This window comes from uncultured Microscilla sp., from assembly GCF_947493425.1.
GTDB lineage: Bacteria > Bacteroidota > Bacteroidia > Cytophagales > Microscillaceae > Microscilla.
The window spans coordinates 1-16,751 of sequence record NZ_CANLRP010000091.1 but is presented as its reverse complement, the minus strand read 5'-3'; the positions used below and the strand labels follow the sequence as shown (position 1 = coordinate 16,751).

The window sequence follows — 16,751 nt, the reverse complement described above, 5'->3', positions numbered from 1 at the left end:
AATCTTTGACCAAAACCAAAGAATACTAAAAATATACCCCAAGCGTAAGGCATACACCACTGCGTGCTAATTGGCAAAGTTGGGGGTTCGTTTTTGCATTCCAGCCATTGCTGCTTCCTGCAAATCTTTTGAAAATAACATGCCAGCATTCCAGGTAGCTATGTAGTTGAGGCCTTCTTCTACCGAATGATCGCGGGTATATAGAAACATTTCTTTGGTACCCCTAATCGCCAATGGAGACTTGGCTGCAATGGTTTGGGCAATGTTATATACCTCTTTAAGCATTGTCTCGCGTGAGTCATAACATTGATTCACCAATTGCATTGTTTTGGCTTCTTCACCCGAAAATTTGCGCCCAGTATAGGCAAGTTCTCTGGCAATGCCCTCGCCAATGATTTTGGGTAAGCGTTGTAGGGTACCTACATCAGCCACCATTCCCAGATCAATCTCTTTGACAGTAAAATAGGCATCTACTGAGCAATAGCGCATGTCACAGGCAGAAATCATATCTATACCACCCCCTATGCAAGCCCCATGAATGGCTGCAAGTACAGGCTTACGGCATTTTTCTATGGCATTGAAAGAGTCTTGTAAGGTAAGAATAGTATGGCGAAGTTTTTCGCGTGAACGTGCCGGGCAATCATTTTTGTCAAGTTCTGCCTTAAGTTGCATAAACATGGTAAGATCTATACCTGAGGTAAAGTGTTTGCCTTCTCCTTCCAGCACTACAGCCCTTACGTCTTCATTCTGATCGAGGGCTTGCATAACTTCTTTAATTTCTTTCCAAAAAGCCTGGGTCATAGCGTTGGCTTTTTTGGGCACATTAATTTTTACGGTGGCTACATGTCCCTCGATAGATAGTAGTAAAGTTTCAAATTCCATTGGGCGTGTTTAAATGATAAGTGAGGGGCTTACTCCCCTGTATATATAAAATACTTTCACTACAAATAAAAGTAATTTTATGGGGTAAATCCATTAATTACATGAATAAAGTTTAGCCATCATCCGCCAAATCCAATGATTTTTTGGTTTGAATAGCAAAGTGTAAGCAATAAAAAACGGCAGATCAGAATTTATCCAATCAACCGTTTTGGAGTGTACCTTTACAAAAGCTTATGCCTCTTCTTTCATCAACTCTTCCAGAATCTTCTGGGCAGCGACCGAAATAACCGTACCAGGGCCAAATACCCCTGAAACGCCTGCTTCGTACAAAAAATCATAGTCTTTGGGCGGAATCACCCCTCCGGCAATGACCATAATATCTTCACGGTCGTATTTTTTCAATTCGTTGATAAGAGCAGGCACTAAAGTTTTGTGTCCAGCTGCCAGGCTCGAAACTCCTACAATGTGTACATCATTTTCTATAGCCTGACGTGCCACCTCGTCAGGGGTTTGAAACAAAGACCCAATGTCAACATCAAACCCTAAATCGGCAAAACTTGTCGCAATCACCTTTGCCCCACGATCGTGCCCATCTTGCCCCATTTTTGCCACCAAAATACGGGGACGGCGTCCTTCTAACTGAGCAAATTGATCTGCCATGTCGAGGGCTTTCTTAAAGTTTTCGTCATCAGACACTTCTCCCGAATAAATGCCCGAAATAGAACGAATTGTTGCCTTGTGTCGTCCAAATATTTTTTCCATTGCCTGCGAAATTTCTCCCAGGCTGGCGCGTACCCTGGCTGCCTTTACCGCAAGGTCAAGCAAGTTGCCTTCGCCTGTTTCAGCAGCTTTGGAAATGGCAGCAAGTGCTGTGTCTACGTCTGCCTGGTTACGCTCTTGCTTGAGTTTTGCTAAACGTGCCAGTTGCGACTTGAGCACCGCAGTATTGTCTACCTCTAGTAGTTCTATTTCTTTCTCTTCATCAGGGCGGTATTTATTTACCCCCAAAATCACATCTTTGCCTGCGTCAATTCTGGCTTGTTTTCGGGCGGCCGCCTCTTCTATTCGCATTTTGGGCAATCCGGTCTCTATAGCTTTTGCCATTCCGCCTAGTTCTTCTACTTCTTGAATAAGCTCCCAGGCACGGTGCATCAGGTCATGGGTGAGGCGTTCTACATAATAAGATCCTCCCCAGGGGTCTACCACTTTTGTAATATTGGTTTCGTCTTGTAAATATAACTGGGTATTGCGGGCAATACGCGCCGAAAAGTCGGTAGGCAAGGCAATTGCCTCATCCAACGAGTTGGTGTGCAACGACTGAGTGTGCCCCAAAGCTGCTGCCATAGCTTCAACACAAGTACGCGCTACATTATTGAAGGGATCTTGTTCGGTCAGGCTCCAACCCGAAGTTTGGCAGTGGGTACGCAATGCCAGCGATTTAGGGTTTTTTGGATTAAACTGTTTGACAATTTTTGACCAAAGCAAACGCCCAGCGCGCATCTTGGCAATTTCCATGAAGTGATTCATACCAATTGCCCAAAAAAACGACAAACGTGGAGCAAACGTGTCAATGTCCATGCCTGCTTTTAGCCCGGTGCGTATATAGTCTAGTCCATCGGCAAGCGTATAAGCAAGCTCAATGTCAGCCGTGGCGCCTGCCTCTTGCATGTGGTAACCACTTATACTGATAGAATTAAACTTGGGCATGTGTTTCGAGGTATACTCAAAAATATCGGCAATGATGCGCATACTGGGCAATGGTGGATAAATGTAGGTATTGCGCACCATAAACTCTTTCAGAATATCATTTTGGATAGTACCGCTCAATAGTTCAGGCTTTACCCCTTGCTCTTCGGCCGCCACTATATAGAAAGCCATGATGGGAATCACCGCTCCGTTCATAGTCATTGACACCGACATTTTGTCTAAAGGAATACCATCAAACAAGATTTTCATATCCAGCACCGAGTCTATAGCTACCCCAGCTTTTCCTACATCGCCCACTACCCGAGGGTGGTCAGAGTCGTAGCCCCGGTGGGTGGCAAGGTCAAAGGCTACCGAAAGCCCTTTTTGCCCTGCGGCAAGGTTACGGCGATAAAAGGCGTTGGATTCTTCGGCGGTTGAAAACCCGGCATACTGGCGAATTGTCCAAGGACGTTGCACATACATAGTGGCGTAAGGGCCACGCAAGTAAGGAGGAATGCCCGCCACAAAACCCAAATGTTCTATTCCTTCGAGGTCTTGGGCAGTATAGTAAGGTTTTACCTCTATGCGTTCGGCAGTTTTCCAGTTTTTTTGGTCGATACCAGCCTCATCCGAAACTTGAGTATCTGTGGTAGAAAAATCTATTTTGCTAAAATCGGGCTTCATTCTTTATTGTTTTAGTCCTTGGTGAACCGTCCCATAGTATACGGCAACTCTTATTATCCTTTTTCTTTGTAAAACTACAGCATTCCTGCTAAAATATAAAATATTCGGGCACTGTTGTAGTTTATGACTCACTGCCTATGGCTCGTCAATACTTGCCCTCCATAAAGCGTCTGATTTCGGCTTTGATGTTTTGAATTTTGCCCAAAATACCCACCTCATGGGCAGGAGTATCAGTAGCAAAGCGAAAAGGTAAATCTAAAAAACGTTTTTGTTGTTCCAGTTCAGCAGGCAAAGGCTCATAACTTTCCAGAGGCGAAATATCGGCAACGCTAAAAAGGTCTTCTATGCCGCTTTCGCTCAATTCTATAACAGTTATTTGATTGCCCCGTAACCATTGAAACAAAATTTCCCAACGTTCACACAGCTTTCTTACTGGCGCCTTTTGTAGCTTGGGGTTGGCAATGGTCAGGTTATTAAAAGAGGCATAGATCAACTTCAGTTCTTTCTGTGCTTCTTCTACCAGTTTTTTAAACTCCCAATCTACCAAATTATCCTTATCGCCTTCGTTAAGCTTCCAGATGTGGTATATAAAAGCACTTTCGGCAAAGTCACCATCAATCAATCGACTACTGTTGATAAGCAACATGCTTGACATTTCCTGTAGTTTATTTTTATAGTCAATGAGCTCTTGGGTAACAGGATCATTGCTTCCGCCTGAAAACAATTTTCGGAACATAATTTCACGTATTTTTAATCCTCTTCGTCAGGGTAAGGCACAAACATAAAGCTAGAATAAGGTTCGTCTACCACAAAAAGGCAACAAAACTCTTCGGGGTTTTTGTAGGCCGATTCAAACTTAGTGGGCTTGGTAATGAGTTTGTTTTGCACAAAAATATCGCGGTACGACACAAAGTAGTTCCACTCAAGCCCCAGGTCACTACCTTCAAACAACAGCTCGCCTACAGGTATTTTATATTTTGCCACCGGAAAAATAGGGTATTCAAAACCACGCGAGCGTAGTTGATAAGAAGCTTCCTTAAGCACCTTTGCCACCTTTACAAAGTCTTTGGTAATGGTACCCAGGTATTTGCCATCCAATTCGGGGTCGTTGCCCAACTCTGAGTTATATGTTTCTAAATTTTCGGGATTCATATCTTTTCTAATGGTTTTGTTTGGCCATTTTTTTTACAAATATAAAAAAATGAGAAGGTTTCCTGATAAATTTTGTGGATAGCATGTTTTTTGTTTTGCTCAAAATTTTAAGATAGCGTTCATAGCAGCATAAAAAAATCCCCAAAAGTGTTATTTTTCAGGGATTTTATTTTTTAAAAATGTTTTAGGCAAATATGTTTATTCCCTAAAATTATCATCCAGTTTACCCTTCCAGGTTTCCAGTATACTTTTCAGGTCATCATCGGCACTGTCCATTGCCTGCTTTAATGCCTCTTGACTCTCTTTGAGAATATCGTTCAGTTCGGCCCTACGGGTTTTGTTTTTCTTGCGTGCCAAAAACGAAAACAACGAACGGTCAATGCCTTCGTCCAACTTAGACAATAAGTCATAGGCTGCTTGGGCAAAATCCTCAGCACTGTCAGGCAAAGCCGCTTTCTTTTTGGCAAAATCATTTTTTAACTCTTCCAGCTCGCTTATTTTGGTCTGTTCTTGTTCTTCACGGGTTTGCTCCAGCAAATTGCCAGTATAAGAATGGTCATACACAAAGCCATCGCTATCCTCGGTCGCTCCTTCAGCATCGGTATGGGGCAACAAGTCCAGCTTTTGGGCTTGCTCCAATAGAGTTCTAGCTTCTTGCTGGAGGGTAGCATTTGTACAATCTTCTATACCCCCTTGCACAAAAATAACCGCCATGCTTGCGTAAGTAGATATGTCATCGAGAGACAGCATGTGACGCAAAGCAATCACGTTATATTCAAAAGCTTTGTCACTGTTGCCCTGTTCGTCGTGTAGTAGCCCCAGGTGGTAATAAGTTTCGCCCAGTTCTGAGCCAATATTCAACTTGTTTTTGTAATGCAAAGCCTGCTCAAAGTGTCTAAAAGCTTCTTTAGAGTTTTCGTCGGCTTCGTAATAAGCAGCCAGATGATAATGAGTAAAACCAAGTATATCGGTAGCCTCTTCGTGTTGTGCCAACAACTGTTTAAAATAGGCAATGGCCTTGTTGGTGGTGAGCCTCGCTTGGGTAAACCCTGTAAGCAACATAAAAGCTTTGCCCAGATTATCGTATTTTTTATTTTTGCTAAACAGAGTCACGGCTGTCATAATATGGTCAAGGCAAGCCTTACTTTCTTCAGTAGTGCTACCTTCAGTTTGTAGCATAATAAAAGCATAGGCATGGTGTGCTTTAGCCTGGGTATTTTCATCGTTGGTTTTTTGCCCCCACTCTATGGCTAATTGCAGGTTTTGCTGTGCAGCAGCAAAATCGTTTTCATCAAGGGCTATTTTGCCCAATTCATAACAGGCAGCGGCATAATAAGCTTCGTTGGTTTCGGTTAACAGCTTCTGGTACAACTGTTTTGCTTTTGCGGACTCGTTGGCATCCAGGTAAGCATCTCCCAACTCCAAATACAGTTCTTTTTGTGTTGCTTCATCAGCTGATTCCGACGGCAGTTTGTCTAGTTTAGCCTCTAATTCGCTGATTTTATCCTGTATTGCGGGTTCTTCCATAGATTCAAAAAAAGTTTAAAATTGTAAAACAGAGCCAAATTCTTGCCCCTTTTGCAATCTAAAAAAATGCCTTCATATTATTGTAGTAAGGGAGGGAGATTTTTTTATTAGTTGGGAGCTAATACAGCCTCAAGTTTTAAGCGATAAGTAGCAAGCTGAAGTTGTTCAATAAATCCCCAATACCTTATAACATATTGACTTTTAACCACTTACAAAACCCGTAAATAGAAGATAGTAGTCAGGAGGCTCTACAGCTGCAAGCGCTCCTTGTTCTACAAGCTTCTACAGTTTTATATCAAGTTGATTTTAGTGGCTTATGAACCCTGTAAATACGAAGATGCTACAGCCTCAAGCTTTCGACTTATAGCTTGTACCTTTTGCCTTGGTTTGTGTTTCCACAACCAAGTTTACGAGCTAAATCGCCCTGTCACAGAGCCTGAGAGCAGTGCTTTTCGAGGTTCCGATCAGCTCGTGGAGACACCATAGCCGTCAGGCTAAGCAGAAAACCATAAAAACTAAGTGTTTCTTCTCTTTTACACAGAAATATTTGAAACTAAAAAAACAGCTTGCTGCTGGCGCACGTCGTCCTCGCGTGTGCCATAGTAGAATTTGCTTGGCTGGGCACGCGCGAGGACGCAACGCGCCATCTTCAAACACTGATTAAAACATCAATATCTGGCAATGAAAGACAGATTAAATCACTAAAAAATAGTAGCCTGACGGCTATGGTGGAGACACGAGCTGAGGCGATGACTCAGACCGTTCCAGACCTTCGCGGGAGGTAACTTGCAACTTGTAGCTCATGCCTTGAGGCTTTAGTAGCTACCGAAGCATAGCCTTCCAAGTACCCTTGAGATAGTTATACTTAAGTGTGCTGGGTAATGCCTTCCACCAATACTTGTTAAGTTCTACCGCAAACGAGGGTTGCATATAGCAATTAATTACACATCCTTCACATTCAGGCAGTCGTCCTTCCAGTGCAACGAGTTTTTGTACTTTTTCTGAGCGGTATACATTGTATAAATCACCATTGACAGGCACCTCTTCCAGCCCCAAATGATAACAAGGCAATACCAGTTTGTTATCGGGCGAAATGACCAAAGTAGTACTACCAGCCTTACATACCGGGCGGTCGATGTGGTTGCCACCATCTTGCCGCAAGGCGATAAAACCCTCGTTGAGGTATACATATTTTTTCTTACTCCATTGCTTGAGAGCTTTTAGGCTTTGAGGACTTAGCTGTAGCCCGGTATCTACGTTGTTGTAGTCAAACACCGGATTTAAGATCAGTAGTAGGTGATTGGGCAGACATATCTTGTGGTATACTTCTGCAATTTGCTCTACGTTGTGCTCAAACACAGTAAACAAAATATCAGGGCGTTCTCCCAACGTCTTGGCTACCTTGATTGACTCCATGACAAAATCATAGCAGGCCACTCCTCTGCTTTTGTCGTGTTCGTCTTTATTGGGCGAGTCAAGCGACAGGTGTAACATATCTATCTTACCCTGTAGTTTTTCGGCTTGTTTGGGGTATAGCAATCCATTGGTGGTCACCGTGGTAATGAACCCCAGGTTTTGCGCCATTTCCAGTAATTCGGGGAGCTGTCTGTGCAGCAAAGGTTCGCCCCCGGTAAAATCAATGATTTTTACTCCCAGGCGTTTAAGGTCTTCAAAATTGCGTTGGGCATTTTCGAGCGTAACATAAGGAGAAGGGCGCTCCCAAATATCGCAAAAACCACAGCGTGCATTGCAACGATAGGTGACATAGTAATTACACAATACAGGTTTTTTTCTTAATCGCATGATTTTTGGTAATTGTTAGAATGTTCGCGCATATCTTCTTAGCCAAAGGCGAAACAATAAAACTAGTGAAACATTAAAAACTTATCAATGAAAAAAATATTTCTGTTCTTATTATCTGCAAGCCTGCTAATGGGTAGTTGTCAGAAAAAGACCGAAAGCCCTCAGGCAGTCAACACCCCTAAAGTAGTGTTTAAGTTTGTGTTTGACCCTACTCAACCTCGTTTAAACAATTTGGGGCAACCTTCCCCGATGCCTGCAGGCAACGCCGGGCAATCACCTCAGTTTAATTTAATTGGGGCGCACTATTTTGAGCTTACCCCTACTTCCACCACTCAGTTTGGCAATGGGCAGGTATTGTACCAGGCTCCTGAAGTAACGAGTGGAGGTGGCAAAGCCATTGATTTTGAGCAGAGTATTTTAAAGGCAGGTAATGAAACTTACCTGGAAGTGCCCCTGAGCAGTATTCAGGCAGGAAGTTATGCCTATTTGCGGGTGTCGTTGTCTTACCAAAACTATGCTGTAAAATTCAACTTTCAGGGCAACGAACTAAGTGGTACCTTGGCCTCTTTTGTGGGCTTCAACACCTATTTGAAGGATTATACCATCAAAACAAAAAAAGTGAGTGTAAATGCCAATAAGTCGCAGGGATATTGGGGTTTTGAAACTGACTTTAGCACCAACACCGGGCAAGCTCCTGCTACTACAGTGCCCAACCCTATAGCGGCTACTTCGCCCATCCCAGCAGGTTCTTGTGTAGTTACAGGCAAGTTTGACACTCCTTTGCAAATTACAGGTAGCGAAACCCAAAACATTGTTATTACGGTGCGGTTGTCTACCAACCAAAGCTTTGAGTGGAAGGATGGCAACGCCAATGGCAAATGGGATGTAGACCTCAACGAAGAAGTGGTAGATATGGGTATTCGGGGGATGCAGTTGACAGTAGAACAGTAAATTTGGTACTCTAAACACTAAATGCGTAAAGTACTATTTCGCTTCTTTTGCCCTTTGGCGATCTTCAAAATTTAACAAAAACAGTGGAGGTGGCCTTGGAAAACCTAAGACCACGCCTTGCTGCTGGTTATAAGAGGTGATAAACTGCCCAACTACCTCAAATTGCTATCATACGGTGTTTTCAAAAGCCTATCCAAGTCGGGCACCAATATTTTTACTGCCTTTACCAAGTCGCTGGTGGCAGGCTTTAGCTTTTTGTTGTTGTCCCATAACAAATGGTATACTACCCGTTCGCCATTCATGAGTTGAAGGGCTTGGCTTACGCCTCCATTGGCTTGCTCGTTGTGGTTGTCAGGAGCCTGTATCTCTTCTGATAATGCTTTTATTTTTCCAAAGGTAGATGCTTTCAGTTGATAGGTTTTATTGGCAAGGCTTTTACCATACACATCTACTACCACTATGCTTTGCTCTGGCGAAACAGTAATGGTGTAACTTCGATGGTATTTGGGAGGCACCGAGCTATCTTGGTACCTCAACACCAGCTTGTCGAACTTGGGCGGTTGGTAAGGTGTACATCCCCAGTGCGCCCATAGTAGTATTAAACACCAGGTGAGCCTTTTTATTTTTTTCCTCATAATTCCCTCAAAAACAATAACTTGTCTGACGTCATTGTCACTCATCAACAATTTTTGATAGTAATATTTTTTTTCCTTGAATAGAACGCTCCACTTTAAGTATTTCTTTTCCTTTTTCAGGGCTAAAAGCCATAATGTGGGGTTGGGCGAGGTAAATCACTGAGTTGGGCAAACGGTGAAACTTTTTGGTAGTTCCTATGTCTAGCGTGACAGTACTTGTACCTAGCTTGAGTAAAACAGCATGATCAAGATCATTTTTAATATAAAAGGTAACCTTGTCTTCTTGTGGAGTGACACTAGCGTACGCTTCTGTCACAGAAGAGAGTAAACACATCATACAGAGTACTCCCGCCAAGACATATCCCTCAATCTTGTAATGTGTCATAATGACGCGGGTTTTGATAAATATAAATTAAACACATAAATAATTGGTAAGTATTATAACAGGCAACTACCTATATGATACTTCAACGTTAAATAGTGTCAGGACTTTCATTAAGTCTTCACACTTTTTTATACACTTGTGCCCTAAAGGGTTAACAAGTAACAAATCTCATGTATAGCTTTTCTAAATAGTTTATAGGATAAAAATAACTCAAATATTTGCCTAAAGTTCAAGGCACTTCATAAACGGGGATTTTACAAAGATGAATGGTTGATATGAGTTTATAAAAACTTTGTGCTAAAGTGCTGGTAATACCCTGATATTTATAAAAAAACAAAGAGATGACATCACTTGGGCGTCATTGATCAAGCGCGTATTTTAGCAATGGGCAACAAGCATTCACATCAGTTTTTTTAAAGATGATAATAAAGCCCTACAGTAGTTCAGACAAAAAATGTAGGGCAAACATGTTTACTAATCCCAAGGTTTTAAGTCCAAAAAAACGGAATAGTGTAAGTACTAACGAGGAGTGGAATATGCTTTCAAAAAATCTTCTTTACGCTCACGGGCAAGGTTTACCGCGTCGTTATTGTCCATGACTATGTAGCCACCATCTTGTTTTACATATTGCTTTACCCGGTTTAGATTAATCAAATAAGAGCGGTGTGTTCTGAAAAAGCTAGGGTGATCGAGTACCTTTTCAAAGCTTTTAATTTTTTTAGATACCAATACCTTTTTGCCTCCTTCAAGAAAAATCTGCGTATAGGCTCCCTCTGCATTGAGGTACACTATCTGGTCGACTTCTATAAATAGCAGCCCCTCGGCTACAGGCAAGGCAATGCGGGTGATGTATTCTTGACTTAAATTACTTTTGAGGGTATCTATCCGCTCGTTTATCTGTGGTTCACTCAATTGCCCTTCTACTTTTTCTATGGCTTTGATCAACAACTCTATTTGTATTGGCTTGAGCAAATAGTCAATGGCCGACACTTGAAAAGCTTGAATGGCGTATTCTCGGTAGGCAGTCGTAAAAATGATTTCAAAGTTGATAGTATCGAAAAAATCAAGCAGTTGAAAACCTGTATAACCAGGCATTTCTATATCTAAAAAAACCAGATTGGGTCGATATTTATGTATCGCTTTTACTGCATTGGGTACATCATCTGCCTCACCTACTATCTCTATTTGTGGGCAATATTCTTTGAGCAATTCCTGTAAAATACGTCTGGCTTTAGCTTCGTCGTCAATGATAAGTGCTTTCAACATTATTAAGTAAAACTTTATGAGTGTAAGTAATTTCAAGTGAGTAGTAGTATATTTAATGATGACTCAACACATCATATATACATACTAAAACAATTGCTTGGGTATCCATACTAATTAAAAGTACTGTCAATAGGAATTTTTAAATGAACACTGGTTCCCAAGGCTTGCCCTGCTTCATTTTCCAAATCAATAATACTGACCATAATAGAAGATTTGCGCCCATGATTGAGCAACTCCAGTCTTTTTTGGGTAGCACTCATGGCAAACGACTTATGGTAAGTTTTTCTTTTTGCCTTAAGCTCCCACGATTTTTTGCGCCCAATGCCATTGTCTTCTACCTGGCAACACAACAAATCGCCTTCATCGCTTTTGGTAAAACTAATGAGCAACTTTCTATGGTCTTTTTTATGCAACAAACCGTGTTTGATGGCATTTTCTACATAAGGCTGAATAAGCATTGACGGGATAGAAACCTCCTCAGGGTCAATGCTATCGTCTACTTTAATCTGATACTCAAACGTATCCTCAAACCGGATGGCTTCCAGTTCTAAATATAACCTAAGTACCTTTAGCTCTTCTACCAGTCCTACCTGTTTTTCGTTTGACATATCTAGTGTAAGCCGCATAAGGTCGGCAAACTTACCCAAAAAAGCATTGGCAAGTCGCTTTTCATTGAGCAAAATAAATTCTTGAATAGAGTTAAGCGCATTAAAAATAAAGTGAGGGTTCATTTGCACCTTTAGTGCCGATAATTGAGAGTTTCGGAGTGCTTGCTTGATGTGGTTTTCACGCTTGAGGTTTTGAATACGCAATAAAAAGAACGCACTCATAATAGATAGGGCACCTAATACTACCAATAGAATAAACCACCAGGTTTGAGTATAATGCTTATGTACAACCACCTGCAATACGGCAATGCCTTCACTTTCTACGCCATCTTCGTTTACTGCCTTTACTTCAAACTCATAGTTACCATACGGAATAGAAGAATAACGGGCAAAGCTATTGGTGCTATTGATGGTAGTCCAGGTGCTGTCGAGGCCTATCATGCGGTACTTATACAAAAACCTTCCCCTGCTACGGTAAGCCAACCCCTTGAACTCTATTCTTAAATTGTTTTGGTCATAGTCCAGTTCATAGGCTTCCTTAAGCGGTACCTCTTTGTCCCAAATAGAAACCCCTGTAATATAAATAGGAGGAAAACTGGTATTCTTGCGCATTTCTGTTTTATCAAATACCAACAAGCCCTTGGTAGTAGCCACCCACACCTGATTGCCTTTAATGAGTAAGTCTCTTACTTCGTTGGTAATCAATCCATCTTGATGATTAAACAGCTCAAAAGTAGACTTGGCAGGATCTACCCATTGAATCCCCTGTGCAGTACCCACCCATAGCTTATTGCCATCGGGACGCAGCACTTTACAATAATTACTCACCAGTCCGCTGCCCATGTCGTAATGATACACAATGGTGGTATCTCTGATACCGTACAAGCCATGCTCTATGGTACCTATCCATACCAAGCCATTAGGGGTTTGAGTAATGCTGAGGGCATAAATGCCGTGGTTGTTTTGTTGGTCTATCAGTTGGTTGGCTTCTCCTTGAGCGTTGTAATAATACAAACCATCGTGATAGCCTGCCCATATTCTTTGGTTGACAGTATCGCCCCATACCGCTCTTGCCCTGCCCGGACGCAAACGAAGAAAATAAGGCCTATAATGCACGTAAGGGGTTTTGCTGGCAGTCACCTGGTGCGTTCGGTTGTTAGCTCTAAACACTGGCGTAAACGGGGGCAGCTCATTGGGGCGTGGAGTCAGCCTTATGATATCTATGCCTACCGATGAAGCCGAAAGGATGTGGTCTTTGCCAAAAAAAGCGTAATCTTTTGGGGCACTACCTGCCACTCCTGCATCTAACATAACCGTCATAGGGCTTTCTTTAAAGTTTGGTTTGGCATAAAACTCCCATTTGTTGGTTTGTCCTTCCTTAAATATATTAAGCCCATTACTGCTTACATACAACTGTTGTTGATAAGGGTTGTATAGCATTGCCTCTACCTCTTTTATTTGCCCTATGTCATGCTGAAACTTGATGCGTCGGGTTTGTGGATCAAACACTGATACTTTGCCATTGGTTCCTCCCAAAAATAAGTCCCCTTTGGTGTTCATAGCCAAGGCATTGATTCGCTTATCTTCCAACACAGAGTTATCTTCATTGTAATACAATACCTCTTTTGATGGCATAAAATATACCCCACTGCGTAATGTAGTAAACCAATAGTTGCCTTCACGGTCTTGTAAAACATCCGAAACCACCGTACCTTTGAGCAAATGTAACCCTCCTCTAAAAGGTTTAAAGTCTGCCGTAAAACAATAACCGCCATTGAAGCCCAAAATCCAGTAATTGCCTTCACGGTCGCGTTTAAATTTAGTAATTACCAAGTCTTTAAGTTGTGAGTGATATTTAAAGAAAGGCGCTTCAACCTTCCCATTCTTGATTCTCCTTATTTCGTCGCCACGCTTACCAGTTCCCCATAAGTCACCCAAAAAAATCATTTTCTCTCCAAAAAAAGTGGGCATTCTTTTTACCTGTACAGGTTTACCACTGTGGGGGTGCTTCCACAAAGCTCGTCCCCTCTCAAGGTACCACATGTTGGCATAGTTGTCTTGAGTAAGTCCTGTGATGGTGGTCAGTTTTGGGTCTAAATGAAAGGTTTGCCATTGTTGGTTGGCGGGGTTGTACTCAAGTATTTGATGGCTGTCTTGAATGTAGACTTTGCTATTTTTAATGTTTACCTGTACTTCGTGTACTCTATATACCTTGAAGTGCTTGGGTATTTTAAGTTCTTTTGCCTGACCTTTTTCAATGTAAAAAACCTGATTTGAAAAATTCATAAACCAAATCCTGCCTCTTTTGTCTTCACGCAAGTTAGACATCCCCTTGCTTCGGGCAGTAGGAGTTGGGTAGGTTTTGAATGAGTTGCCATCGTAGCGGCATACCCCGAGCTCGGTAGCAAACCAAATGTACCCCTTAGTGTCTTGGTATACTCCATACACCTCCATACTGGGCAAGCCATCTTCATCGGTGATTTGCCAGGCAGGAGGGTGTTGGGCGTATGATTGAGTGTACATTGCAAACATCCACAATCCACAGTATATAATTTTAAGACAGTAGTTTAACAAAGTATTGTTACATTTAAATAAATTGATGGGCGGCAAACCAAATGGAACCTACCCTGGGGTTTATTTGATCAAATATAATAAAAATCAGCAGACCTATAGGTTTAGCTTCTAAGAAATACCGCAGCTCAAAAGCAACCCTGAAATAACCGAAAATAACACCAAATAGCGAGTATGTATTCACTATCTTCTTGCCATGCCCTTGCTTAAAATAGCTTTGCATTTGTTAAAACCCTCCTTTTTGCAGATATTTCACGCTCGAAATTTCACAGCAATCAATCAAATTTATTACACAATGATCTTAGACCAAATAGATTGGGCAATTATAGTCGCTTTTTTTGTAGTCACCCTTGCCATAGGTATGTGGGTATCGCGCAAAGCCGGGTCGAGTGCCGCAGAGTTTTTTCTGTCAGGCAGAAATATGCCCTGGTGGTTGTTGGGGGTGTCTATGGTAGCTACTACTTTTTCGGCCGATACGCCCAATCTGGTCACCGATATTGTGCGCCAAAATGGAGTTTCGGGCAATTGGGTCTGGTGGGCGTTTTTGCTTACAGGCATGCTCACTGTATTTGTGTACGCCAAGCTTTGGCGGCGTTCGAAGGTAATGACCGACCTTGAGTTTTATGAACAACGCTACAGTGGCAAGGCTGCCGCATTTTTGCGGGGCTTTCGAGCCATTTATCTGGGGGTATTTTTCAACATCATGATTATGGCAGCGGTTTCGCTTGCCGCCATCAAAATAGGTGGCGTAATGTTAGGGCTTACTCCTGTACAAACCTTGTTGATTGCCTCAGTGGTAACAGTAGCTTATAGCTCATTGGGGGGCTTACGGGGGGTCATCATTACCGATTTTGTGCAGTTTGCGATTGCCATGATTGGCGCGGTTTGGGCTGCTTATGTAGTGCTCAGTATGCCCGAAGTAGGCGGACTTGATCAATTGCTTGCCCACGAAAACGTCAAGGGTAAGTTGAATGTTTTGCCCGATTTCTCAGATATGAACGTGCTTATCCCAGTATTGATTTTGCCCTTGGCTGTACAATGGTGGAGCGTATGGTACCCAGGGGCTGAGCCAGGTGGTGGTGGCTATATTGCCCAACGCATGCTCTCAGCTAAGTCAGAAAAACACGCCATGGGAGCCACCTTGTTTTTTAACCTGGCCCATTATGCTTTACGCCCCTGGCCTTGGATCATCATTGCGTTGGCTTCGTTGGTCGTTTTCCCGATGAGTATTGACAATGACCAAAAAATGAAAGTAAGCCCATTGGCGGTCAAAATGCTCGACAAGGAGGTGCAGGCAAAAGACGTAGACTTTTTGATCAACCGCATTGCGGTTAAACAAAGAAAAGCCCAGAAAGCTAACAACAAGAATGCTAAAAGCTACGCCCAACTGGGGCAATACGTAGCAGCTCACCGCAACGACCTTAAGGTAAAATCACTTGCCTACCTCAATAAAGTAGACTACAGTACAAACAAAGAAAATTCCGACCCACTCAAGTTCAATTCTTTGGTGGCTTTACAGCTAAAATTCCCCCATGTACCCATCGATAAGTTGGGGCAAGACTTGTCTTACTCCGGAATGCTGACCTTTTTGCCTGTAGGCTTGTTGGGCTTGGTTATAGCCTCGCTCATTGCAGCATTTATGTCTACCATTTCTACCCATCTCAACTGGGGTTCTTCTTATATTGTCAATGATTTTTACAAACGTTTTGTAAAACCCGAAGCCAAAGACAAAGAGCTGGTGACAGTGGGGCGAGTGTCTACGGTGGTGCTGATGGTATTTGCGGCGGTGTTTGCCCTTTTGCTCGAAAATGCCCTACAAGCCTTCAACATTTTATTACAGATTGGGGCAGGTACCGGGCTTATTTTCATCTTGCGTTGGTTTTGGTGGCGCATCAACGCCTACACCGAAATAGTCGCCATGTTCTTTTCTTTCTTTCTTGCCATTTACTTCCAAATTATCCATACCGCTTTGGGTTTTGCCCCCATTCCTTCACATATTCAGCTGGTGCTGGGCGTGGCATTAACTACAGTTGCCTGGGTAGTTACTACGCTCATCACCCGTCCCACTGATGCCAAAACTCTACAAAGCTTTTACTTGCTTACTACTCCAGGGGGACCTGGTTGGAAAAAGGTACGTCAACAAACAAAAGGCGCTGAAGTAACCCTGGATAGCTCCTCTAATGATTGGCAGTTGCCGCTCGAAATCTTGGGAATGGTAGTGGGGTGTTTTACCGTATACAGTGCCTTGTTTGCTACTGGTTTTTGGCTATACAACCAAACCACTCCTGCCTTGGTACTTACTCTGGTAGCCATTGCTGGAGGAGTTGGGTTGTTTAAGATTTGGGGGAAACTAAAAACGAGGTAAAATATGGTGAGACAAGGCTTTTTACTAGTAATTATTATGTTGATTTTTGCTTGCAAAAATGATCACACATCAAATATCAAATTAAAAAATGATGTCATTGAGTTATACAATCATCAAAAGTATATTGAAGCAGGCAAAATTTGTAGGCAGATGCTATTAAGAAAGTGTTTTAAAATTCCTGGAGCCTTGCCAACATGAGGCTAATCATACCCAAATATATAAAAGATTCAGCACTT

The 16,751-nt window shown here is 42.4% G+C and carries 12 protein-coding genes; 2 read left to right on the top strand and 10 right to left on the bottom strand.

From position 1 onward, the window contains the following. Positions 1–66: 66 nt before the first annotated feature. The 6 genes from Q0954_RS20695 to Q0954_RS20670 all read right to left on the bottom strand — a co-directional run bounded on the left by Q0954_RS20695 (position 67) and on the right by Q0954_RS20670 (position 7,734). Positions 67–882: a crotonase/enoyl-CoA hydratase family protein gene (locus Q0954_RS20695; RefSeq protein WP_299459791.1), complete on the bottom strand. Its 816-nt coding sequence runs from the start codon at positions 880–882 to the stop codon at positions 67–69. Positions 883–1,113: 231 nt separating this feature from the next. Next, positions 1,114–3,252 (bottom strand): methylmalonyl-CoA mutase, encoded by a 2,139-nt coding sequence (gene scpA / locus Q0954_RS20690; protein WP_299459788.1) that lies wholly within the window; start codon positions 3,250–3,252, stop codon positions 1,114–1,116. Between the two features lie 145 nt (positions 3,253–3,397). Then, complete coding sequence (locus Q0954_RS20685; RefSeq protein ID WP_299459785.1) at positions 3,398–3,988, bottom strand: hypothetical protein; 591 nt, start codon at positions 3,986–3,988, stop codon at positions 3,398–3,400. Positions 3,989–4,002: 14 nt separating this feature from the next. Beyond that, a complete protein-coding gene (locus Q0954_RS20680) occupies positions 4,003–4,404 on the bottom strand; it encodes a hypothetical protein (protein WP_299459782.1) in 402 nt (133 codons plus the stop codon). A 198-nt stretch (positions 4,405–4,602) separates the two neighbouring features. Continuing rightward, positions 4,603–5,931, bottom strand: a complete 1,329-nt coding sequence (locus Q0954_RS20675) for a hypothetical protein (protein WP_299459780.1) — start codon at positions 5,929–5,931, stop codon at positions 4,603–4,605. 822 nt (positions 5,932–6,753) lie between these two features. Further along, positions 6,754–7,734: a radical SAM protein gene (locus Q0954_RS20670; protein WP_299459778.1), complete on the bottom strand. Its 981-nt coding sequence runs from the start codon at positions 7,732–7,734 to the stop codon at positions 6,754–6,756. Between the two features lie 87 nt (positions 7,735–7,821). Here Q0954_RS20670 and Q0954_RS20665 point away from each other — a divergent pair, with 87 nt between their 5' ends. Then, positions 7,822–8,685: a hypothetical protein gene (locus Q0954_RS20665; RefSeq protein WP_299459776.1), complete on the top strand. Its 864-nt coding sequence runs from the start codon at positions 7,822–7,824 to the stop codon at positions 8,683–8,685. Between the two features lie 152 nt (positions 8,686–8,837). On the opposite strand, the gene Q0954_RS20660 is transcribed toward Q0954_RS20665, so the two are convergent. The 4 genes from Q0954_RS20660 to Q0954_RS20645 form a co-directional block, all read right to left on the bottom strand. Next, positions 8,838–9,365 (bottom strand): hypothetical protein, encoded by a 528-nt coding sequence (locus Q0954_RS20660; protein ID WP_299459774.1) that lies wholly within the window; start codon positions 9,363–9,365, stop codon positions 8,838–8,840. Beyond that, the gene (locus Q0954_RS20655; RefSeq protein WP_299459772.1) at positions 9,358–9,705 is read right to left on the bottom strand and encodes a hypothetical protein; all 348 of its coding nucleotides are present in this window, start codon (positions 9,703–9,705) and stop codon (positions 9,358–9,360) included. The genes Q0954_RS20660 and Q0954_RS20655 overlap by 8 nt, the downstream gene beginning before the upstream one ends. Positions 9,706–10,224: 519 nt before the next feature. Next, entirely contained in the window at positions 10,225–10,971 is a 747-nt protein-coding gene (locus tag Q0954_RS20650; RefSeq protein WP_299459769.1) for a LytTR family DNA-binding domain-containing protein, read from the bottom strand. 110 nt (positions 10,972–11,081) lie between these two features. Next, on the bottom strand, positions 11,082–14,102 hold the full coding sequence (locus Q0954_RS20645; RefSeq protein ID WP_299459766.1) for a histidine kinase: 3,021 nt from the start codon (positions 14,100–14,102) through the stop codon (positions 11,082–11,084). A gap of 343 nt (positions 14,103–14,445) precedes the next feature. Between Q0954_RS20645 and Q0954_RS20640 the strand changes: the two genes are divergently transcribed. Continuing rightward, a complete protein-coding gene (locus tag Q0954_RS20640) occupies positions 14,446–16,515 on the top strand; it encodes a sodium:solute symporter family protein (protein WP_299459763.1) in 2,070 nt (689 codons plus the stop codon). The last annotated feature ends 236 nt before the right edge of the window (positions 16,516–16,751 follow it).